Source organism: Saccharopolyspora sp. 6M (assembly GCF_020176775.1).
GTDB classification, from domain to species: Bacteria; Actinomycetota; Actinomycetes; order Mycobacteriales; family Pseudonocardiaceae; genus Saccharopolyspora_C; species Saccharopolyspora_C gregorii.
The window spans coordinates 25,941-46,455 of record NZ_JAIUJZ010000097.1 but is presented as its reverse complement, the minus strand read 5'-3'; the positions used below and the strand labels follow the sequence as shown (position 1 = coordinate 46,455).

Below are 20,515 nucleotides of genomic sequence, written 5' to 3'. Positions count from 1 at the left end.
TGCTGGACCCGCCGCACTCGCTGCTGCAGCAGACGTGGGCGCCGCGGGACATGCGCGGCGGCGGCACCGTCAACGTCGAGGGGGGGGGGGGGGGGGGGGGGGGGGGGGGGGCCCCCCCCCCCCCCCCCCCGCCGGGACCCCCCTGCGTGGACTCGCACGGGCGTCGTGTAATCTTCGAGTCACACCAAGGGCCTATAGCTCAGGCGGTTAGAGCGCTTCGCTGATAACGAAGAGGTCGAAGGTTCAAGTCCTTCTAGGCCCACCCTTCCTGTTCAAGGATGTTCTCCCGATTGCCCGCGGTTCCGCGGGTGCCCCGTTCTAGGAGGCGACCGGAAATGAAGAAGCTTCTCGCACTCGCCGTCGTTGCCGGTGCCGTTCTGTTCGTCGTCCGCCGCAACCGCGCCGCCAAGGCCGAGGCCGACCTCTGGCGCGAGGCCACCGCCGGCGAGGTGTGAGCCTCCGGCTCGCCGTCGGCCCCAGTGGTCGCGGGGCTCTGCGCTCGACCCTGATGTGGTCGCCTGAGTACGCTCGGAGCAGACGCAGAGATCCGGCGGCCCGGTGCTCCGGCACCAACGGGGACGTAGCTCAATTGGCAGAGCACCGCCTTTGCAAGGCGGGGGTTAGGGGTTCGATTCCCCTCGTCTCCACTCCGAGGAGTCTGGTCGACGCTAGCGTGTCGTCGCGGCTCCTTTTTGCTTGTACGGGGGTCGGGTCCCGTAGGCCCGCACAGTGCGGTGGTCGAGGTTCGTCGGTGTCTTTCGCTGGGGAGCGTTCTCGATCCGCGCACTGATCAACGGCTCGGTGCTCGAGTGAGCTCCCGCAACTTTCACCTCGTGAGACCAGGTCATGCACCTGGTCTTTTTTCATGATCCGGCTTGGGCACATCCGGGGCACGCACGGCCGCGGCCGTGCGTTACGAGGTGGAAGAGATGTCCCCGCCGGGCTGGCAGACCAACAGGATGGGGCTGTGCGCGGCAGCTGCGTCCGGGCACGTCCCCATCCTGTCGACCTCCACAACGGTCAAGAGCTGGTGTCAAGGGTACGAACTCGGCGGCGCGGTGACGCCAGATGCCGAACCCTTGACACCAGCTGGTCAGTCACTCTTGGTCAGCAGGACTTGATCCAAGAGCATTCCAAGCCCGAATCAGCGCCCGCGGCCGGAACGATCTTCTTGAGCACGGTGGTCGGGCGGCGCGATTGTTCGTCCGCGCCCGAGTGCTCGGCCAGCCGCACGGCGATCGCATCTTGGAGATCGTTCGGCGCAGCGTCCCGGTAGTCGTTGAAGATCACCGAGAACACCAGCGGACGCCCGTTCGCGGCGGTGACGTAGCCGGAGAGCGCGGTCGCACCGGTGAGTGAGCCGGTCTTCGCGTGCACGTTGCCCGCGGCCGCCGTGTCACCCATCCGGTTGCGCAGCGTGCCGCCGACCAACTTGTCCGCGTCTCCCGCCACTGGCAGCGCTGCGTGGAAATCCGCGAACCACGGGCGTTGCCGTGCGTTGTCCAGCAACAACGTCAACTGCTCCGGCGAGACTTCGTCCATCGGCGAGAGCCCGGAGCCGTCGACGAGGTGCAGTGCGGCCGGATCCAACCCGAGCCCGGCGAGCCGCTCGGTGATCACCTCGATTCCGGCGGGCCACGAGCCCTCGCCGCGAGCTTGCCTGCCCATCGCCTTCGTCAGCACCTCGGCGTGACCGTTGTTGCTCAGCTTCAGGAACGGGGTGAGCAGCTCGCGCAGCGGCATCGACTCGTGTTCGGCGAGTACGTCCGCGTCCGCCGGAACCACGCCGGAACCGGTTTCGGCGACCTCGACGCCGTGCGCGCGGAGTGCGCGGGCGAACACGTCCCCCGCGTAGGCGGTGGGGTCGGGGACGGTGGTGAGTTCCTCCACCGGCTCGGAGCCCGCAGGCAACGAGCCCGACACGATGACCCGGTCGCTGCCCTGCTCGCGAGTCACCTGCAAGGTCGAAGGCGAATCGGGCTGCCCGGTCGTGGCCTGCACGTCGAGCCGCACGGCGTCGGTCGCGGGCTCCGTTGCGACCTGAACCGGGGCGCCCACCGGCGTCGGGGACACGCGCAGCTGGACGGTGCCGGCGTCGAAATCCTCGTTCGGGGCGACCGTCAGCGCCGAGATCGGGGCCGCGTAGGGGTACGGCTCGTCGGCCGGGTCCCAGCCGGTGCCCAGCCGCACGTTGTCGAACCAAGTGTCATCGGTCAGCAACCGGCCCTGCACGGTCCGCACGCCGGACGCCGCGACCTGTTCGGCCAGCCGGTCGTAATCGGCGGGCCGCATCGTCGGATCACCAGTGCCGCGCAGGTACAGGTCACCGCGCAGCACCGATCCGTCTCGCGGCGCGGCGGCCTGCACCTGGGTGTTGAACCGGTAGTCCGGGCCCAGTTCCTCCAGGGCCGCCGCCGAGGTGAGCAGCTTCGCGTTCGAGGCAGGTGTCACCGGCGCCTCGGCCTGCTTGTCGTAGAGCACCTCATCGGTCTCCGGATCCCGCACCACCACTCCCGCATGGGCATCGGTCAGGCGTGGATCGGCCAGGATCTTGTCCAGATCACCCCGTAGCGCATCGGCTTCGGCCGAAGCCGATGCGATCGGTGCGGAAGTCACCGGCCCGACGACGAAGCCGAGCAGTAACAGAACTAGAACGGACACCCATCGACGCATCGCGCCTCCTTGCTCGTTGGGTTGGCGAGGTTGACGGCAGACGCCGGTCCGGACGGTGAGCAGGGTGCGCGGTTCTCGCGGGACTGCGTACCGGGTCCGGCCGGCGCGGGAGCTTGTGGTCGTAGCTTCATGTGGCGGTACCGGCCCGTCGTCCCGCAGCCACCGAGATGGTGCGGTCCGAGGCCCTGTTCGAGTTCGTCACCGGCTTTCGGCCAGTTCCACGAGCTCACGCGGGCTGGTGGTGTCATCCAGGCCGGAGATTCGGTAGTCGGTGCGCTGGGGCTCGCCGTGCGCCATGCGGACATCCCTCGCGGAGGCGGACCGCCGTCCTCATGGCGAGCCTTGTCGCGGTCGGCCGGGCCACGTGCGCAGGGCCCACCGCGAGTGCATCGCTGCGGTGGGATTTCCACGGGTCCCTCTCAAGCCAGTGCGCCTCGACGACAACGAACTGGCCGATATTCCGCCGACATCGACCAGACGGCGTTCGCCTCAGCTCTGCAAGTCGTACGTCGCCGATCATGGCATGGCGCTCCCCCCATATCTCAGCGAACACCACGACCAAAGGGAGAACTCGCATTAACGCCTCCGGCGTCACCGCACGATCAGGACAGCATGATCAATACCGAGCACAGCCCCCACTCGGAGGGAGGAATGAATCGGGTTCTGCCTGTGGGTCTCGACTTTCCCGAGCGTCGTTGTTCTGAAGGGGTGACTCCCCGCAGATCCGCAACGGGGCGAGGTCGTGTGTTCCTTGGAAGGCGCTGGTATCGACCGAGCGGTTCGGTCCAACGGGCCAGGCAGTGGGTTTTCGGTGAGTGGAAGGGGCGGCGTTGTGGCGGGTGAGCCGGCGGGCACGATGCGTCGGCAGCAGGTGTGAGGTCGATTACCTGATCAACCGTCGAAGGGGGCCTGGCGTGGCTACCGGAACCGGCGCCGGACGTGTCGCTCACGCCGGGTGGGTGGTGCCGCTGTGCTGGAGCGCGGTGCTGCTCGACGGGTTCGACCTGGTGGTGCTGGGCAGCGTGCTGCCGGTGCTGCTCGACCAGGGGCAGTGGGGGCTCACCCCGGCGACGGCCTCGCTCGCGTCCACCGCCGGGCTGCTCGGGATGGCGATCGGGGCGCTGGGCTTCGGCACCGTCACCGACGTGATCGGCCGCCGCACCGCGCTGATGGTGTCCGTCGCCGGCTTCTCGCTGCTCACCGCGCTGTGCGCGGTGGCGCCCTCGTTGCTGGTGTTCGGGGTGCTGCGGTTCCTCGCCGGGCTCGGTCTCGGCGGCTGCGTGCCGACCGCGATCGCGCTGGTCACCGAGCACGCGCGGCCCGGACGCAACGGTGCCGCCAGCACCACGATCATGACCGGGTACCACGTGGGCGCGATCCTCACCGCCGTTCTCGGCATCCTGGTGCTGCCCGCGCTGGGCTGGCGGTCGATGTTCCTGTTCGGCGCGGCGCCCGCGCTGGTGCTGGTCCCGCTGATGGTGCGGTACCTGCCCGAGTCGGAGTCGTTCCGGCGTTCGGCGACGGCGGGAGCCGGGGTGCGCGGCGGGCTGGACACCGTCGCCGGCCTGTTCCGCGGCGGGTTCGCGCGCAGCACGCTGGCGTTCTGGGCGGCCTCGTTCATGGGCCTGCTGCTGGTGTACGGCCTCAACACCTGGCTGCCGGAGATCATGCGGGTGGCCGGTTATCCGCTGGGGGCGGCGCTGGGACTGCTGCTCGCGCTGAACCTGGGCGCGGTGTTCGGGCTCGTCGTCGCCGGGTTCGTGGCGGACCGGGCCGGGATCAGGACGGTGACGATCGGCTGGTTCCTCGCGGCCGCGGTGTTCCTCGCCGCGCTCAGCATCCGGTTGCCGGAGGCCGGTGTGTACGCGGCGGTCTTCGTCGCGGGCAGCTTCGTGTTCAGCGCGCAGGTGCTGGTGTACGCGTTCATCGGCCGCGCCTACCCGGCGGAGACCAGGGCCACCGGGCTCGGCTGGTCCGCGGGTGTGGGACGCATCGGCGCGATCTGCGGGCCGCTGCTCGGTGGGGCGCTGCTCACCGCGGGCATCGCGTACCCGTGGGGCTTCTACGCGTACGCGGCCGTCGGGGTGCTGGGAGCGCTCGGCATCGCCCTGGTGCGGGCGCCGGGACGCGGGTGAGCGGTGGCGCCGCTCCCGCACGGCGCCACCGGTGCTGCTCAGCCCTGCTCAGCGGCCTTCTTGATGCCGTCCACGGTCTGGCGCAGCGCATCCTTCAGCTGCGCGGTGCGGGTCTCGACGAACTGGGCGCCGCCGTCCTCCTGCTGGGAGAGGAACTCCTGGATCGGCGCGGTCAGCGCCTGCATCACGTACCGCTGGGTGAGCCGGGAACCCGAGCCCTCCGGCTCGATCTCGAAGGACCACACGGAGTTGTCGGGCCGCTCCGAACCGGGCAGCACACCGAACGCGAAGCGGCGGTCTTGCTCGGCGACAAGCACCTCGCACTCGCTGGACCAGGTGCGTTCGCCGTTGCCGTTGTCCCCGCGGAACCGGGAGCCGACCTCACCGGGCGTGCCGGACAGCCATTCACCGCCGGTGCTCTCCGGGCTCCACTCGCCGTACCGGGTGATGTCGCTGATCAGCGGGTAGATCCGTTCCGGCGGTGCGGCGACGGAGGTCGAGTGCTGCAGGTCCAACCGGGGGGTGTCGTCATGAGTCACTAGATCGACAGTACCCCGTACGGGTGGTGCGTGGAGCCGTGAACGCGGCGGCGCCCCGGAGGGCACCGCCGCGTCGGCACGTGCTCAGCGGTCCGCGTCGGGACGCGCGTCGGGGTTGCGGGAGAGCCCGTCCTCGTGGGTCGGGAAGTCCTCGGCCTCGGCGATCGGCAGCTCCTCCGGGCGGCGCGACAGCGCCACCACGGCCACCCCGCCCAGCGCGGCCAGCACCAGCAGCACCCACGGCCACTTGCGGCGCGACTTCGGTGCCGGGTCGATGCGGGCCGCGAGCTCCTTGCGCGCCTGGTCGGCGTTCTTCGCGAGCTCCTTGCGGGCTTGCTCGGCGTTCTTCGCCAGCCGTTTGCGCGACTTGGCGGTCTTCTTGTCCCAGTCCTTGCGGGTCTTCTCCCACTGCTTGCGGGCCTTGCGGCCGCGCTCGGCGAGGTCATCGCGGGAGAGCCCGGTGGCCTTCTGGGCGAGCAGCTCCGGCAGGTGCTCCGGGGCCAGGCCCCGCTCGGTCAGCTCCTGTTCCGCGCGGGCGATCGCCTGCTTGGTCGCCGTGCGACCGTACTTGCCCGCTCGGACGGCACCTTCGCGCGCGGTGCGCACCCCCGTGCCGACCGCCCTGCCCACGTTCTCACCAGTTCGGGCCATCGCCTCCACCTCGTCCATCGTGTGCCTCCTTGGCCGGCGTTCACCGGTCGTCCTGCCGTGCCGAACCGTATCCGGCACGCGACGATCACCACCAATACTGCACCCAGGCACGTGGTTCCCGCTTTCCGATGGCAGGATGGGTGCGTGGCTGAAGACAACGGATCGCTCGTCGGGAAGACCGTGACCGCGACCCTGCACACCTCGCAGGGCGACATCCGGATCAACCTCTTCCCGAACCAGGCGCCGAAAACGGTGGGCAACTTCGTGGGGCTCGCCGAAGGGACCAAGGAGTACACGAGCCCGAACGCCCGCGGTGAGCGTTCCGGCCCGTTCTACGACGGCGTGATCTTCCACCGGGTCATCGACGGCTTCATGATCCAGACCGGGGACCCGACCGGCACCGGCCGTGGCGGCCCCGGGTACGAGTTCGTCGACGAGTTCCACCCGGAGCTGCAGTTCGACAAGCCGTACGTGCTGGGCATGGCCAACCCGGGCCGGCCGAACATGAACGGTTCGCAGTTCTTCATCACGGTCGCGCGCACGCCGCACCTGAACTACAAGCACACCATCTTCGGCGAGGTCGCCGACCAGGAGTCCCGCGAGGTCGTGGACGCCATCGCGCACACCGCGACCGGCGCGCAGGACCGCCCGCTCACCGACATCGTCATCGAGAAGGTCTCCGTGGAGCTCGGCGAGTGACATGAGCGTTCCACCCGGTCAACCGGCCGGTCCGGAGGAAGCGGCGCCCCTGCCCGGGTGCGCCCGCCACCCGGACCGGCCGACCGGGCTGCGCTGCACGCGTTGCGAGCGCCCGGCCTGCCCGGACTGCCTCCGCGAGGCCTCCGTCGGCTACCACTGCGTGGACTGCCTGGCGCAGAGCTCCCGCGGCGGCCGGGAGGCCGTGACCGTCGCCGGGGCGCGGATCAACGCGAAGCCCGTCGTGGTGCCGGTGCTGATCGTGCTGAACGTGCTGGCGTTCGCCGCGATGGCGTTCCAGGCGGGCAGCATCCAGAACAACGCGGCCTCCGAGGTCTTCTACCAGTTCTCGCTGTGGCCGGTGGGCGTCGCGGGCGGGCAGTGGATCCGCCTGCTGAGCTCCGGTTTCCTGCACATCGGTCCGATCCACCTGCTGATGAACATGGTGGCGCTGTGGATCATCGGGCGGGACCTGGAGACGGTGCTCGGGCGGTTGCGCTTCACCGCCGTCTACTTCCTGTCGCTGCTCGGCGGCAGCGCGCTGGTGTTCCTGCTCGGCGCCGCGGACCAGCCGGTCGCCGGTGCGTCCGGTGCGGTCTACGGGCTGATGGGTGGGATCGCGATCGCGGCGCTGCGGCTGAAGGTGAGCCTGCGGCCGGTGCTCATCGTGATCGCCCTGAACATCGTGCTGAGCATCTCCATCCCGGGCATCTCGCTGCTCGGGCACCTCGGCGGGTTGGCGCTGGGCGCGGCCGCGACGGCGGCGCTGGTGTACGCGCCGCGGGAGCGCCGGGTGCCGGTGCAGGCCGCGGCGCTCGGCGGACTGCTGCTCCTGCTGGTCGTCGTGGTGGTGACCCGGGACCTGTCGATGGGCCCGATCCACTGCATCGCCGACCGCTGCTTCGGCGGCTGAACGTCAGCCGCGCAGCACGTCCAGGGCGTCGGCCACGTCCTGCGGGTCCTCGCCGAGGTCCAGCTTCCCGAGGACGACGAGCTCACCGGACTCGGTGTCCAGTTCCAGCGTCGACGTGCTCAGCCCGAAGCGCTGCCGCGACCGCACCTCGACCCGCACCTGCGCCCACGGGTGGTACCGGGTCCCGGTGAAGCCGCGCAGCGCGATCCCGGACGGGTCGGCGCGCAACCGGGGGCGCAGCAGGCTGCCGGAGCCCGCGGCGACGGCCAGCACGACGACGAGCAGCCCGACGAACAACCGGTCGGACGGCGTCTCGGCGAGCCACCACCACACGGCGCTGCAGGCGGCCAGCGCCCAACCGCAGGTGACCAGGCCCAGGGGAGCGGACCACTCGCGCACGGTGTTCACATCCACCTCGCCAGTGTCCCGCACCTGGGCCGAACGGAGTTGTCCACAGGAGTTGTCCACACTGGGGATGAGTTACACGCGTGTGGTTCGGTGACTCGGCCGCACGTGCGCGTGAACCGCTCCGCCCGGACGGGGGAGCGCGTCAGCGCCACCGCATGGTCATCAGCAGACCGACGATGATGAACGCGAACCCGACCGCGAAGTTCCACGGCCCCAGCTCGGTCATGAACGGGATCTGCTCGCCGGCCAGGTAGTTCACCACCAGCCAGAGCAGGCCGATCAGCATCACGCCGAGCATCACGACCACGTAGATCGGGTGCGACGGGCCGACCGACTTCGCCTTCACCGGCGTGCGGCGGTCCACCGGGGTGGCAGCGGAGTCCTTCTTGCGGACCTTTGACTTCGGCATGGTGTCCTCGCCAGGTGGTGCGGGCCGCAGCCCTGCTCGCGTTCGGTGAACGCGCCGGGACCGGCCGACGGCCGCCGCTCTACCGGTTCGCCGCGCCGGGACGGCCCGGGTCGACGTATCGGAGCGGGCCTGGCCACAACAGCGGAACCGATCACGACGCGTCTCGTTGTCCACTCACACGTTAACGTAATCGCGCGCCCGACCGAACACCCCTGCGCGGTGCGGAGCGGGTCGTGATGAGAGGGATACCGTTGGAATCGTCTGAGGTGGTGACCGCTCCGCCCCCGGATCGCCGAGGTGAGCGGCTGCGCGGCGGCATCCGCATCACCGGCGAGGTGTTGATCACCCTCGGTCTGGTGTTCCTGCTGTTCGTCTTCTACGCCGTGTACGTCACCGATTGGACCAGCGCCCGCAGGCAGGCGGAGGCGAGCGAGCGGCTGCGCGTCGAGTGGGAGCGCCCCGCGGCCTCCGCCGCGCCCGCCGCGGAGGGGGAGGGGTTCGCCGAGCTGCACATCCCGGCGCTCGGCCCCGACTTCCGCTACACCGTGCTGGAGGGCACCGACGCGACGACCCTCGCCGCGGGACCCGGCCACTACACCGGCACGGCGCTGCCCGGTGAGCAGGGCAACCTGGCCATCGCCGGGCACCGCATCGGCAAGGGCGCGCCGTTCGGCGACCTCGACCGGCTGGCCGCCTGCGACGCGATCGTCGTGGAGACCGCGACCGACTGGTACGTGTACCGGGTGCTGCCGATGCGCGACCAGGTCGCGGGGTGGGGCCCGGCGGCCGCCCCGCGCTGCGCGGGCGTCGCGCCGATCGGCGGGCCGTACCAGGGCCTGGTCGGGCAGGAGATCGTCCGCCCGGAGCAGGGCGAAGTGATCTACCCGGTGCCGTGGCGCCCGCGCGAGGAGCTCCCGCGCGAGCAGCAGACCCGGTTGATCACCCTCACCACCTGCCACCCGCGGTGGTCCGCGGCGCAGCGGCTGATCGTGCACGGCTTGCTGGTCAAGCAGTACCCGAAGGACCCGGTGCACCGGGACCTGCGCCCCGCGGAGCTCGAGGAGTCCTGATGTACCACTGGATCTGGCGGCACCTGCCGGGCCCGCTGCCGGTGAAGCTCGTCGAGGCGGTCGTGCTGGTGCTCGCGGTCGTGGCGTTGCTGCTGTTCGTGGTCTTCCCGTGGCTGGAGCCGCTGCTGCCGTTCAACGACGTCACCACCGTGTGATGCCTCGCCGGTAGGCTGGTGGGGTGCGCGTACTCGTCGTCGACAACTACGACAGCTTCGTCTACAACCTCGTGCAGTACCTCGCCCAGCTCGGCGCGGACTGCGCGGTGCGGCGCAACGACGCCGTGACCGACGAGGACGTGGCCTGGTCCGACGGCGTCCTGCTCAGCCCCGGGCCTGGCACACCGGACCGGGCCGGCCGGTCGATGGAGTTCGTCCGGACCTGCGCCCGCGACCGGCGCCCGCTGTTCGGGGTGTGCCTCGGGCACCAGGCGATCGGCGCCACCTGGGGCGGTGTCGTGGAACGCGCGCCGGAGCTGCTGCACGGCAAGACCTCGCTGATCGAGCACTTCGGTGCGGGCGTGTTCGCCGGCCTGCCGCAGCCGTTCGTCGCGACCCGCTACCACTCGCTGATCGTGCGGGCGGTGAGCGTGCCGGACGACTTCGAGGTCACCGCGCGCACCGCCGACGGCATCGTGATGGGCATGCGGCACCGCGAGCTGCCCGTCGAAGGCGTGCAGTTCCACCCCGAGTCCGTGCTCACCGACGGCGGGCACCGGATGCTGGCGAACTGGATGACCGCCGCCGGGCACCCGCCGCAGGCGGAACTGGTGGACGAGCTGGAGCGCGGAATGCGCTCGCTCGCCGCCGCCGCGCAGCGTTCTTGATCGTTCGGAGTGCGCTGACCTGCGTGGACGACCGTTCCACGTGAAACCGCCCGGAACGTAGCGGTGCCCGGAGGTCGCGGCCCGCGCGAGCGCGCGAACCGTGCCTCCGGGCACCGGTGCCTCAGTCCCGAGGGCCCCTTCAACCGAATCCGGGGAAGAACCCGTCGGAGGTCGGCGGGTTGCTGGTGCTCGGGTTGGCGTCGTACTTGCCGATCTGCAAGGTCACCGTCTGGTTCTTGCCGATCTTCTGGCCGGAGCCGGGCGAGCTGCCGATGACCTGGTCGTCCTTGCTCAGGTCGTCGGTCTCGACCTCTTCCTCCTTGATGCTGCCGTTCCAGCCCATCGCCTTGAGGGCCTGCTCCGCCTCGTCCTTGGACTTGCCGGTCAGCGGCGGCATCGTGAGCTGGGCGCCGTTGGACACGACCAGCGTGATCTCGGAACCCTTCTTGACGCTGGTGCCCGGCGACGGGTTCTGGTCGATCACCGTGCCCGCGTCCTGGTCGGAGTCCCGCTCCTCGCGCTGGATCTTGAAGCCCGCCGGTTCCAGGGTGGCCTTCGCCTGCTCGTAGGAGAGCGTGCGCACGTCCGGGACCTGCGTCTTCGCGACCTCCTTGCCGACGGTCACGTTGATGGTGGTGCCGCGGGCGACGGAGCCGTCCTTGCTCTCCCAGTCGACGATCTTGCCGACCAGGTTGGAGTCCTCGACCTCGACCTCGTCGTCGTCCAGGCCCAGCACCAGGCCCTGGTCGCGCAGCAGCGTGGAGGCCTCGCTCTTCTCCTTGCCGTACAGGTCGGGGACGCTGACGATCGCGGGTCCGCCGCCCTCGCAGAGCTGGAGCCGCTGCTCCTTCTTCACCACCTGGGTGCCGGCCGCCGGGGTCACCTTGACCACGGTGCCGAGCTGCTCGGCGGTGGACTCGCACTTCTGCGGGCTGACGTCGAACAGCCAGTTGCCGGCGTTGAGCTGCGAGCGGGCCGCGCTCATCGTCATGCCTTCCAGCGGCGGGACGGCTTCCTTGCGCGGTTCGTCGGATTGCGCGAAGAACGTCGTCGCCAGCCACGCCACCAGGATGAACACGCCGACGCAGGCCAGCGTGACCAGTGCGATCAACCAGTTCCGGCGGCGCTTGCCGTCGTCGTAGTCGGCGGCGGCCACGGTCGCCGTGGAGCCGGTGTGGCGCTCCGCGGAGCGGTGCCTGCCGGGGCTGAACACCTCGGTCGCCGCGGGCGGCGCCATCATCGAGGTGCGGTCCTCCTCCGACATGATCATCGGAGCCTTGGGGCGCTGGCCGGACAGCACCCGCACCAGGTCGGCGCGCATCTCCGCGGCCGACTGGTACCGGTTCGCCGGGTTCTTGCTGAGCGCCTTGAGCACCACCGCGTCCAGCGAGGCGGGCACCGTCGGGTTCACGTCGGACGGCTTGCGCGGGTCCTCCCGCACGTGCTGGTAGGCGACCGCGACGGGGGAGTCACCGGTGAACGGCGGCTCCGAGGTCAGCAGCTCGAACAGCACGCAGCCCGCGGCGTACACGTCGGAGCGGGCGTCGACGGACTCGCCGCGCGCCTGCTCCGGCGACAGGTACTGGGCGGTCCCGATCACCGCGGCGGTCTGGGTGACCGCGGCCTGGCCGTCGGCCAGCGCCCGGGCGATGCCGAAGTCCATCACCTTCACCGCGCCGGAGCGGGTGATCATGATGTTGGCCGGCTTCACGTCGCGGTGCACGATCCCGTGCCGGTGGCTGAAGTCCAGCGCCGCCGACGCGTCCGCCATGACCTCCATCGCACGGCGCGGCGGCAGCGGACCCTCGGACTTGACGATGTCGCGCAGCGTCCGGCCGTCCACGTACTCCATGACGATGTACGGGAGCTGGTCCTCTTCGGTGTCCGTCTCACCGGTGTCGTAGACGGCGACGATCGCCGGGTGGTTCAACGCGGCGGCGTTCTGCGCCTCGCGGCGGAACCGGAGTTGGAACGTGGGGTCCCGGGCCAGGTCGGCACGCAGTACCTTGACCGCCACGTCCCGCCCCAGCCGGATGTCCCGGCCGCGGTGGACCTCCGACATACCGCCGTAACCGAGCGTGTCCCCGATTTCGTAGCGGTTGTTGAGAAGTCGCGGTGAGCTCATCGATGCGTCGTCCCGATCTTTGTCAATGATCGTCCCATCATGCCGACCCGCTGCGCACTGCAGATCGCCGCCGTCCGGTGGCGATGAACCGCGCGGTGTGTACCCGACTTCGGTGTGCCGGAACCGTCGAATGCGAACCCGACCGCTGCGGCACGCGTCTCGGCACCGATCCAGCCGTTGCCGAGACCGACCCGGCAGCGGTGGGACCGACGCCGTTCCGGCCGCCGGAGCGCGGCGCCGTGGTGGCGCGCGCGTTCCGGACCGGTTTTCCGTAGCGCAGTCTGTCGGATCTGGTCCGAAGAATCTAGAAGCGTCCGCTTCCCGGCCCACCGCTGCGGGTCCACGCGAGTGACCCCCATGGTCGCAGAGCCGCCCGCGGCGGATTCCGGTACTCCCATCGGACGACCCGGGCGTCGCCGGTCGTCCCGCGCGCGCAGCCGCGGCGCACCGGCGACCAGCAGCGCCGCCGGACCACCGGACGCGGGCAGCAGGTACCAGAGGCCGAATCCGAGCAGCACCAGCAGCACCAGGCCGGCGAGCGCCAGCACGATCCACAACCCGGCGCGGGCCTGCTTCGGCTGCGACTGCGCCTGCGGGTACGGCGCGGCCACCGGGATCCCGGAGGTCGGCGGCCCGGACTGGTGCGGCAGCTGCGGCGCCGCGGGCATCCGGCCCTGCGGCGGGATGATGCCGGGCGGGTAGGTGCCGCCCATCGGTGGCTGCTGCGGCGACGGCTGCCCGACATGCAGCGGGGGCACGCCGCCCGCGGGTGCCCCCACATTCCTCGGTGCCTGCTGATGGACGACCATCGCGGCAGGTGTCGGCAGCGGTAATCCGGCGCGGACCGCGGCGACCGCCTTCGCGAACTCACCGCCTGCGCCGTAGCGCCTGCGCGGATCCTTCACCAGCGTCGCCTCGATCAACGCGCGAGCGCCCGGCGGCACGTCCGGCGGAAGCGGCGGGGCCACTTCACGGATGTGCATCATCGCGACGGTAACCGCGTTGTCGGACAGGAACGGCCGGTGCCCCTTGAGACATTCGTAACCCACCACGGCCAGCGAATACACGTCGCTGGACGGGCTTGCCTCGCTGCCCAGCGCCTGCTCGGGCGCGATGTAGTGCGCGGTGCCCATCACCATCCCGGAACGGGTCACCGGCGCCGCGTCGGCGGCCTTGGCGATGCCGAAGTCGGTGAGCTTCACCGTGCCGGTCGGGGTGATCAGGATGTTGCCGGGCTTGACGTCGCGGTGCACCAGGCCGCGTTCGTGCGCGGCCTGCAGCGCGTTGCCCGCCTGCTCCAGCATGTCCAGGGTGTGCTCGACGGCGATCCGGCCCTCGCGGGCCAGCACGGCCGCCAGCGGTTCCCCTTCGACGAGTTCCATCACCAGGTAGGCGGTGTCCTCCGGCCCGTCCGGGATGGCGGCGGTCTCGCCGTAGTCGTGCACGGCGGCGATGCCGGGGTGGTTCAGCGAGGCGGTGGTGCGGGCTTCGGTGCGGAAGCGGTGCAGGAACTCGGCGTCTCCGCACAGCTCCGGTTTGAGCACCTTCACCGCGACGGTCCGGTCCAACCGGACGTCGACGGCCTCCCACACCTCGCCCATTCCGCCCACGGCGATGCGCCGACCCAGCCGGTACCGGTCGGCGAGCAACTGGCCGGAGGTCAGCACGGGATCAGCCACCTCCCTGGAGGCCCGCCCGGATCACCTCGCGGCCGATGGGGGCCGCGAGCGAGCCACCGGTGGCCTCCGCGCCCTCGTCGCCGCCGTTCTCGACGATCACCGCCACCGCGATCTTCGGGTCCTCGGCCGGGGCGAACGCCACGTACCACCCGTGCGGCTTGTCGGCGGCGTCGCCGTGCTGGGCCGTACCGGTCTTGGAGGCGATGTCGATCCCGGAGATCTTGCCGGAGCCCTTGGTGTACTGCTCCGACTTGAGCATCATCGCGCGGATCTGGTCGGCCACGGTGGAGCTGACGGCCTGGCTCATCTGCTCCGGCTTGAGCTCGTCGATGACCTCCATGTCGGGGGCCCGCGTGCTCTTGACCAGCTGCGGCTTCATCAGCTTGCCGCCGTTGGCGATGGCCGCGGCCATCATCGCGTTCTGCATCGGGGTGACGCGGACGTCGCGCTGGCCGATGCCGCTCTGGTACAGCGAGGCGTCGTCGGACATCGGCCCGAGGTCGGACTTGGCGACCGTCATCGGGATCTGCAGGTCGTTGCTGAAGCCGAACTTGGCCGCGGTCTCGCGCAGCTTGTCGGCGCCGACCTTGCCCGCGATCTCGGCGAACGCGGTGTTGCAGGAGTGCGCCAGCGCCTCGGTCAGCGTGTTGCCCTTGCAGGTGTTGCCGCCGTAGTTCGGCAGCTTGGTGCTGGTGCCCGGCAGCGTGATCGAAGCCGCGTCGGTGACCGTCGAGTTCGGCTGGTAGCCGTCGTCCAGCGCGGCCGCCGTGGTGATCAGCTTGAACGTCGAACCGGGCGGGTAGATCTCGGAGACGGAGCGGTTGCTCATCGGCGAACCGTCCGCGTTCTCCATCGCCTGCCAGTGCTCGGCGGCGACGTTGTTGTCGTGCGAGGCCAGCGGGCTCGGGTCGTACGACGGGGAGTTGACCATGCTGAGGATCTCGCCGGTCTTCGGGTTCAGCGCGACCACCGAACCCTGGAAGCCCTTGCTGGTCAGCTCGTCGTAGGCGACCTTCTGCATCGCCGGGTTGATGGTCAGCTCCACGTCACCGCCGGCGGGCGCCCGACCGGTGATCATGTCGGAGAGCCGGTTGAACGCGAGGCTGTCGTCGGACCCGTTGAGGATGGAGTCCATCGCCCGCTCGATCCCGTTGGAACCGTAGGTCGGCGAGTCGAACCCGGTGACGGGCGCGTACAGCGGCCCGTTCGGGTACGTGCGCTGGAACTTCAGCTCGTCGCCGCTCTCCACCGAGTTCGCCAGCGACTGGCCGCCCGCGATGATCTGACCGCGCTGCTTGGCGTACTCGGCCCGCTGGGTGCGGCTGTTGCCCGGCCCGTGACGCAGGTCGTCGGCCTGGATGACCTGCACGTAGGTCACGTTGGCCATCAGCAGCAGCACCATGGCCATCATGGCCAGGGCGACTCGTCGGAGCGGCTTGTTCATCGGGGACGTTCCACCAATTCGGTGTGTGCTTCGGCGATCGGGGCCTGCTGCGGCTTCGGCTTCGCCGGGGTCTGCGGCCTGCGGGCCGCGTCCGAGATGCGCAGCAGCATGGCGATCAGGATGTAGTTCGCCAGCAGCGACGAGCCGCCGTAGGCGAGGAACGGCGCGGTCAGACCCGTCAGCGGGATCAGCCCGGTCACACCGCCCGCCACCACGAACAGCTGCAGCGCGACGGTGAACGAGAGGCCCCCGCCGAACAGCTTGCCGAACGAGTCCCGCACCGCGAGCGCGCTCCGCAAGCCGCGCATCATCAGCAGCAGGTACATCAGGAAGATCGCGATCAGGCCTACCAACCCGAGCTCTTCACCCATCGACGTGATGATGAAGTCGCTGTTGGAGAACGGCACGATCTCCGGGTTGCCGTTGCCCAGGCCGGTTCCACCGATACCACCGCTGCCCAGGCCGTACAGCGCCTGCTTGAGCTGGTAGCCGTCGTCGTGGTAAAGCGGGTCCAGCCACACGTTCACCCGGGACTGCACGCGGGTCACGGTCTGCCAGGCGAGGACCGCGCCGAGGGCGAACAGCGAGAGCCCCAGCACGACCCAGATGGCGCGCTCGGTGGCGATGTAGAGCATCACCAGCACGATGCCGAAGAACAGCAGCGACGTGCCCAGGTCCTTCTCCAGCACGCCGATGCCGATCGCGGCGACCCAGGCCACCAGCATCGGCATCAGGTCCCGCGGCCGCGGCAGCTCCACGTTGAGGAACTTGCGGCCGGCGGTGGTGAACAGCTCGCGCTTGGACACCAGGAAGGACGCGAAGAAGATCATCAGGAGGATCTTGGCGAACTCGCTCGGCTGAACCTGCCCGAGCGGCCCGAACTTGATCCACAGCTTGGCGCCGTTCACCTCGGAGATGGCGCTCGGCAGCAGGCCGGGCAGCGCGAGCAGCACGAGCCCGACGAAACCGCAGGTGAAGCTGTACTTCGCCAGTACGCGGTGGTCCTTGATGAAGGCCAGCACCAGCGCGAACAGGACGAGGCTCAGCGTCAGCCACGCGATCTGCCGCACCGCGTACTCGGTCTCCTTGGCGATGTCGATCCGGTGGATCATCACCAGCCCGAGGCCGTTGAGCAGCGCGACCAGCGGCAGCATCAGCGGGTCCGCGTACGGAGCCCACTTGCGCACCGCGACGTGCGCGCCACCGAACAGCGCGAGGTACGCGGCGCCGTAGATGAACAGCTGGCGCGTGATCGTGTTCTCCTGGCTGATCTCGACCAGCATCAGCGCGAAGGTGACGATCGCCGCGCTGCACACCAGCAGGAACAGCTCGGTGCCCCGCCGGGTGTCGCCCGACGAGGCCGTGTTCGAGCCGGAGGTGCTTTCGGCGGACGTGCCCGGCTGGGACATCAGCTCACCGTCCGACAGGTGACCCCGGGAGTCTGCTCAGCCGACGCCAGCGGTGTGTCGGTCGGCGACGGGGGAGCACCGGGTGCGGACGGTTCGCCCGGCTCCGTGGTCTGCCCCGGGGGCGCGGGTGGTTCCGGCGGCGTCGAGGGCGAGTTCACCGGGGGAGCCGGGTCGGGTTCCTCGCACTGCGGCAGCAGCGCGGTCATCCGCAGCCGCCGCATCGCGTCGCGCGCGGAGTCGAGCCCGTCCACGTCGGTGATGCCGCTGCGCACGTCGGTGCGCCGGGCTTCCTGCAGATCGTTGATGCCGATCGGCTGGCAGTCCGGTGCGGAGCCCTCCGGGCAGGAATCCTCGACCTGCCAGCGCAGCGACACGCCGAGGACGCTGCCCTGGAGGCCCTGGAAGATCACCACGTCGTCGGCCTCGTTGACGCCGATGTAGTACTGCTGGAGCAGCCACCAGCGCCCGACCAGGCCCGCTCCCACGAGCACGACGATCGCGGCGGCTACGACGAAGAGTGCACGCAGCCAGCCTCGCCGGTGCGTGCCCTGGTCAGGAGGGGGGGCTGTTTCGTACCGCTGCGGTTGTGGCTTCGGCATGGTGGCCGCGCTCGCGCGGGCCGCCGAAGAGTCCGGCTGCGGATCCTCCTCTCCGTTTCCCGCGGCGCCGCCGACGATCGGGGCGTCCTCGCCGAATTCGACGTCCACGACGTCCGCGATGATCACGGTGACGTTGTCGGGGCCACCGCCGCGCAACGCCATCTCGATCATGCGGTCGGCGCAGGCCTGCGGATCGGGGATCCGCAGGGCGTCGGCCATCGTCTCCTCGCTGACCGGACCGGTGAGGCCGTCGGAGCAGAGCAGGTAGCGGTCGCCCGCCCGGGCCTCGCGCACGGCGAGGCTGGGCTCGACCTCGTGGCCGGTCAACGCCTTCAGCAGCAACGAGCGCTGCGGATGGTTGGCGGCCTCCTCCTCGGTGATCCGGCCCTCGTCGATCAGCGACTGGACGAAGGTGTCGTCGTGGGTTATCTGGGATAGCTCGCCGTCGCGCACCATGTAGGCGCGGGAGTCGCCGATGTGCACCAGCCCCAGCTTGCTTCCCGCGAACAGCACCGCGGTCAGCGTGGTCCCCATGCCGTCGAGGTCGGGGTCCTGGGAGACGAGCTCGGAGATCGCACCGTTGCCGGACAGCACCGCTTGGCGGAGGTGTCCGAGCAGGTCGTCACCGGGTTCGTCGTCGTCGAGCGGCGCTAGGGCCGCGATGACGACCTTGCTGGCGACCTCACCGGCGGCATGGCCTCCCATGCCGTCCGCGAGGGCGAGAAGTCGTGGGCCGGCGTAGACCGAGTCCTGGTTGTTCGAGCGCACCAGGCCGCGGTCGCTGCGGGCAGCGTAGTGAAGGACGAGGGTCATGAGCGCAGCTCGATCACCGTCTTGCCGATTTTGATCGGAACGCCGAGCGGGACCTTCGTGGCTCCCGTGACCTTCGCCCGATCGAGGTATGTGCCGTTAGTGGAGCCTAAATCCTCCACGTACCAGTCGGTGCCGCGGAGCGACAACCGAGCATGCCGGGTCGACGCGAAGTCGTCGTCCAGCACCAACGTGGAGTCGTCGGCCCGGCCGATCATGATCGGCCGACCTTCGAGCGAGATGCGGGTGCCCGCGAGGGGACCGTGCGTCACGACCATCTGCCGTGGCGCCTTGCTCTTGCCGCGGGCCTGCTTGCTCGACGTCTTGCCCGCCCCCGGCATCGACACCCGCATGCCGGAGGCGGAATACAGATCGGAGCGAACCACGCGAAGCGCGGCCAGCACGAACAACCAGAGCAGGGCTAGGAACCCTGCTCTGGTCAGCTGAATCACCAGCTCTGGCACTTGTTGTGAACGCTCCTACTCCGTCTTGTGAGCCGGGACCGACGGGTCAGCCCTGGCTGCGGAACACCAACGAGGAGTGGCCGACGCGGATCACGTCCCCGTCCGCCAGCTGCCAAGTCTGCACCGGGGTGCCGTTGACCGTGGTGCCGTTGGTCGAACCGAGATCCGCCAGCATCGCGGACATGCCGTCCCAGGTGATCTCGATGTGCTTGCGGGACACACCGGTGTCAGGGAGCCGGAACTGGCCTTCCTGACCGCGACCGATCACGTTCGAGCCGTGCTGCAGCGTGTACGAGCGGTTGGAACCGTCGTCGAGCTGCAGCATCGCCGTCTGCTGGCGCGCCTCCGGGTAGCCACCCGGAGCGCTCGGCGGGTAGGCCCCACCGGGCTGTCCGTAGCCCTGGTCGAAACCCGGCTGCGGCGGCTGAGCATAGCCCTGGTCGAAACCGGGCTGCTGCTGGCCGTAACCCTGGCCCTGGTCGTAACCGGGCTGCTGCCCGTAACCGGGGTCGTAGCCCTGCGGCTGGCCGTAGCCCTGGTCGTAGCCGGGCTGCTGCGGGAAACCGCCCGGGGTGCTCGGCGGGTAACCGCCACCCGGCTGCGGGGGCTGGCCGTACCCCGGCTGGGGCTGGCCGTAGCCCTGGTCGTAACCGGGCTGCTGCCCGTAGCCCTGGTCGTAGCCGGGCTGCTGCCCGTAACCCGGCTGCTGTCCGTAGCCCTGGTCGTAACCCGGCTGCGGCGGCTGCTGGCCGTAGCCAGGCTGCTGCTGCTGGCCGTAGCCCTGGTCGTAACCGGGCTGCTGGCCGTAGCCGTAGTTGGGGTCCTGCCCGTATTGACCTTGGCCGTAGCCCTGGTCGTAGCCGTACTGCCCCTGCTGCTGGCCGTACGGATCTCCCTGGGGGTAGTGGCCGGGTGGCTGGCTCATGGGTCGGTCTCCTGCGGTACGAGGGTTTGCCGTCCGCCGATTGATGTCGGGGTCGACTGACGACTTGATACGAAACTGTCCCGTGTGCAGCGTCTCAGAGCGCTCCAGGGAGACTACGACGTCACCATATGTGTCCCACCCCTGCTCGGTGAGGTGCTCCTGAACGCAGTCGGTGAGGAGGTCGGTCACCCGGGCCTCATCACCGGTGAGCCGTTCGTGGTCGGACGGGCTGAGGAGCACCACGTAGTGGTTGCACGCCAGCAGGCGGCCCCCCGCGAGCTCCCGCAGCTGGACCTCAGCCTCACGCTGCAGGTCCTGCGCGACCTCTTGCGGGACCACCTTCCCGCCGAACACGCGCGCGAAGCCATTGCCGACCATGCCTTCGAGCTTGCGCTCGAAGCGCTGCACGAGGCCCACGACAATCCCCTCCACGCGTACGACTCCGGCACCCATCGTATCTGGGTCAACGGGGCGGGACACCGACCAGTTCCCAACTCGTGCCACCCCCGCTGAAAGTCACCTCCGGCGGGGTGCTAATCTTTCCCAGCCAGCACGACGGGGGCGCGGAACACCAGTCAGGTGGAACGGACCCCGGTGCAGACGGCCGAAGCGGGCAGGATAAGCTTCGACCAAGCCACGGGCGAGTGGCGGAATGGCAGACGCGCACGGTTCAGGTCCGTGTGTCCGTAAGGACGTGAGGGTTCAACTCCCTCCTCGCCCACCAGCGAAAGGCCCCCCGTTCA

The 20,515-nt window shown here is 69.9% G+C and carries 17 protein-coding genes, 3 tRNA genes and 2 pseudogenes; 10 read left to right on the top strand and 12 right to left on the bottom strand.

The features are described from left to right. Nucleotides 1-188 precede the first annotated feature (188 nt). The 3 genes and pseudogenes from LCD31_RS15010 to LCD31_RS15000 all read left to right on the top strand — a co-directional run bounded on the left by LCD31_RS15010 (nucleotide 189) and on the right by LCD31_RS15000 (nucleotide 647). Nucleotides 189-262, top strand: a tRNA-Ile gene (locus tag LCD31_RS15010). Nucleotides 263-335: 73 nt separating this feature from the next. Further along, nucleotides 336-443, top strand: a pseudogene (locus LCD31_RS15005) (DLW-39 family protein); the annotation flags it as partial. Nucleotides 444-574: 131 nt separating this feature from the next. Beyond that, a tRNA-Ala gene (locus LCD31_RS15000) sits at nucleotides 575-647 on the top strand. 460 nt (nucleotides 648-1,107) lie between these two features. Here the strand turns inward: LCD31_RS15000 and dacB are convergent. Further along, the gene (gene dacB / locus LCD31_RS14995; protein WP_224958840.1) at nucleotides 1,108-2,616 is read right to left on the bottom strand and encodes a D-alanyl-D-alanine carboxypeptidase/D-alanyl-D-alanine-endopeptidase; all 1,509 of its coding nucleotides are present in this window, start codon (nucleotides 2,614-2,616) and stop codon (nucleotides 1,108-1,110) included. A gap of 971 nt (nucleotides 2,617-3,587) precedes the next feature. Here dacB and LCD31_RS14990 point away from each other — a divergent pair. Then, complete coding sequence (locus tag LCD31_RS14990; protein WP_224958839.1) at nucleotides 3,588-4,808, top strand: aromatic acid/H+ symport family MFS transporter; 1,221 nt, start codon at nucleotides 3,588-3,590, stop codon at nucleotides 4,806-4,808. A 38-nt stretch (nucleotides 4,809-4,846) separates the two neighbouring features. Here LCD31_RS14990 and LCD31_RS14985 read toward each other — a convergent pair whose 3' ends face one another. Together LCD31_RS14985 and LCD31_RS14980 are read right to left on the bottom strand one after the other, a co-directional pair. Further along, nucleotides 4,847-5,347: an SRPBCC family protein gene (locus LCD31_RS14985; RefSeq protein ID WP_224958838.1), complete on the bottom strand. Its 501-nt coding sequence runs from the start codon at nucleotides 5,345-5,347 to the stop codon at nucleotides 4,847-4,849. Between the two features lie 84 nt (nucleotides 5,348-5,431). Beyond that, entirely contained in the window at nucleotides 5,432-6,016 is a 585-nt protein-coding gene (locus LCD31_RS14980; RefSeq protein ID WP_224958836.1) for a hypothetical protein, read from the bottom strand. Nucleotides 6,017-6,142: 126 nt separating this feature from the next. Here LCD31_RS14980 and LCD31_RS14975 point away from each other — a divergent pair, with 126 nt between their 5' ends. Beyond that, the gene (locus LCD31_RS14975) at nucleotides 6,143-6,697 is read left to right on the top strand and encodes a peptidylprolyl isomerase (protein WP_224958834.1); all 555 of its coding nucleotides are present in this window, start codon (nucleotides 6,143-6,145) and stop codon (nucleotides 6,695-6,697) included. 1 nt (nucleotide 6,698) lies between these two features. Next, nucleotides 6,699-7,607 carry a rhomboid family intramembrane serine protease gene (locus LCD31_RS14970; protein WP_224958833.1) on the top strand — a complete coding sequence of 303 codons (909 nt, stop codon included), beginning with the start codon at nucleotides 6,699-6,701 and terminating at the stop codon, nucleotides 7,605-7,607. Nucleotides 7,608-7,610: 3 nt separating this feature from the next. Here the strand turns inward: LCD31_RS14970 and LCD31_RS14965 are convergent, their stop codons facing one another. After that, on the bottom strand, nucleotides 7,611-8,021 hold the full coding sequence (locus tag LCD31_RS14965; protein WP_224958831.1) for a PH domain-containing protein: 411 nt from the start codon (nucleotides 8,019-8,021) through the stop codon (nucleotides 7,611-7,613). 136 nt (nucleotides 8,022-8,157) lie between these two features. Then, a complete protein-coding gene (crgA, locus tag LCD31_RS14960; protein WP_224958829.1) occupies nucleotides 8,158-8,424 on the bottom strand; it encodes a cell division protein CrgA in 267 nt (88 codons plus the stop codon). 269 nt (nucleotides 8,425-8,693) lie between these two features. On the opposite strand from crgA, the gene LCD31_RS14955 reads away from it, so the two are divergent. From LCD31_RS14955 to LCD31_RS14945, 3 genes are read left to right on the top strand one after another with little or no spacing between them, the layout of a single operon-like run. After that, complete coding sequence (locus tag LCD31_RS14955; protein WP_224958828.1) at nucleotides 8,694-9,494, top strand: class E sortase; 801 nt, start codon at nucleotides 8,694-8,696, stop codon at nucleotides 9,492-9,494. After that, entirely contained in the window at nucleotides 9,494-9,649 is a 156-nt protein-coding gene (locus tag LCD31_RS14950; RefSeq protein ID WP_224958827.1) for a hypothetical protein, read from the top strand. Before LCD31_RS14955 ends, LCD31_RS14950 begins: the two co-directional genes overlap by 1 nt. A gap of 23 nt (nucleotides 9,650-9,672) precedes the next feature. Continuing rightward, nucleotides 9,673-10,317 carry an aminodeoxychorismate/anthranilate synthase component II gene (locus tag LCD31_RS14945; protein ID WP_224958826.1) on the top strand — a complete coding sequence of 215 codons (645 nt, stop codon included), beginning with the start codon at nucleotides 9,673-9,675 and terminating at the stop codon, nucleotides 10,315-10,317. Nucleotides 10,318-10,456: 139 nt separating this feature from the next. Here the strand turns inward: LCD31_RS14945 and pknB are convergent, their stop codons facing one another. The 7 genes and pseudogenes from pknB to LCD31_RS14910 form a co-directional block, all read right to left on the bottom strand. Then, on the bottom strand, nucleotides 10,457-12,442 hold the full coding sequence (gene pknB / locus LCD31_RS14940) for a Stk1 family PASTA domain-containing Ser/Thr kinase (protein ID WP_224958825.1): 1,986 nt from the start codon (nucleotides 12,440-12,442) through the stop codon (nucleotides 10,457-10,459). A 470-nt stretch (nucleotides 12,443-12,912) separates the two neighbouring features. Further along, a pseudogene (locus LCD31_RS14935) lies at nucleotides 12,913-14,109 on the bottom strand (protein kinase); the annotation flags it as partial. 4 nt (nucleotides 14,110-14,113) lie between these two features. Next, nucleotides 14,114-15,565: a penicillin-binding protein 2 gene (locus tag LCD31_RS14930; protein ID WP_224958824.1), complete on the bottom strand. Its 1,452-nt coding sequence runs from the start codon at nucleotides 15,563-15,565 to the stop codon at nucleotides 14,114-14,116. Further along, complete coding sequence (locus tag LCD31_RS14925) at nucleotides 15,562-16,974, bottom strand: FtsW/RodA/SpoVE family cell cycle protein (RefSeq protein ID WP_224958823.1); 1,413 nt, start codon at nucleotides 16,972-16,974, stop codon at nucleotides 15,562-15,564. Before LCD31_RS14925 ends, LCD31_RS14930 begins: the two co-directional genes overlap by 4 nt. Continuing rightward, nucleotides 16,974-18,386, bottom strand: coding sequence for a PP2C family serine/threonine-protein phosphatase (locus tag LCD31_RS14920; RefSeq protein ID WP_224958822.1), 1,413 nt, complete (start codon nucleotides 18,384-18,386; stop codon nucleotides 16,974-16,976). The genes LCD31_RS14925 and LCD31_RS14920 overlap by 1 nt, the downstream gene beginning before the upstream one ends. Next, nucleotides 18,383-18,847, bottom strand: coding sequence for an FHA domain-containing protein (locus tag LCD31_RS14915; RefSeq protein WP_184483956.1), 465 nt, complete (start codon nucleotides 18,845-18,847; stop codon nucleotides 18,383-18,385). Before LCD31_RS14915 ends, LCD31_RS14920 begins: the two co-directional genes overlap by 4 nt. A 46-nt stretch (nucleotides 18,848-18,893) precedes the next feature. Then, a complete protein-coding gene (locus LCD31_RS14910; protein WP_308011283.1) occupies nucleotides 18,894-20,189 on the bottom strand; it encodes a DUF3662 and FHA domain-containing protein in 1,296 nt (431 codons plus the stop codon). A 221-nt stretch (nucleotides 20,190-20,410) separates the two neighbouring features. Here LCD31_RS14910 and LCD31_RS14905 point away from each other — a divergent pair. Next, nucleotides 20,411-20,496, top strand: a tRNA-Leu gene (locus LCD31_RS14905). Nucleotides 20,497-20,515 lie beyond the last annotated feature (19 nt).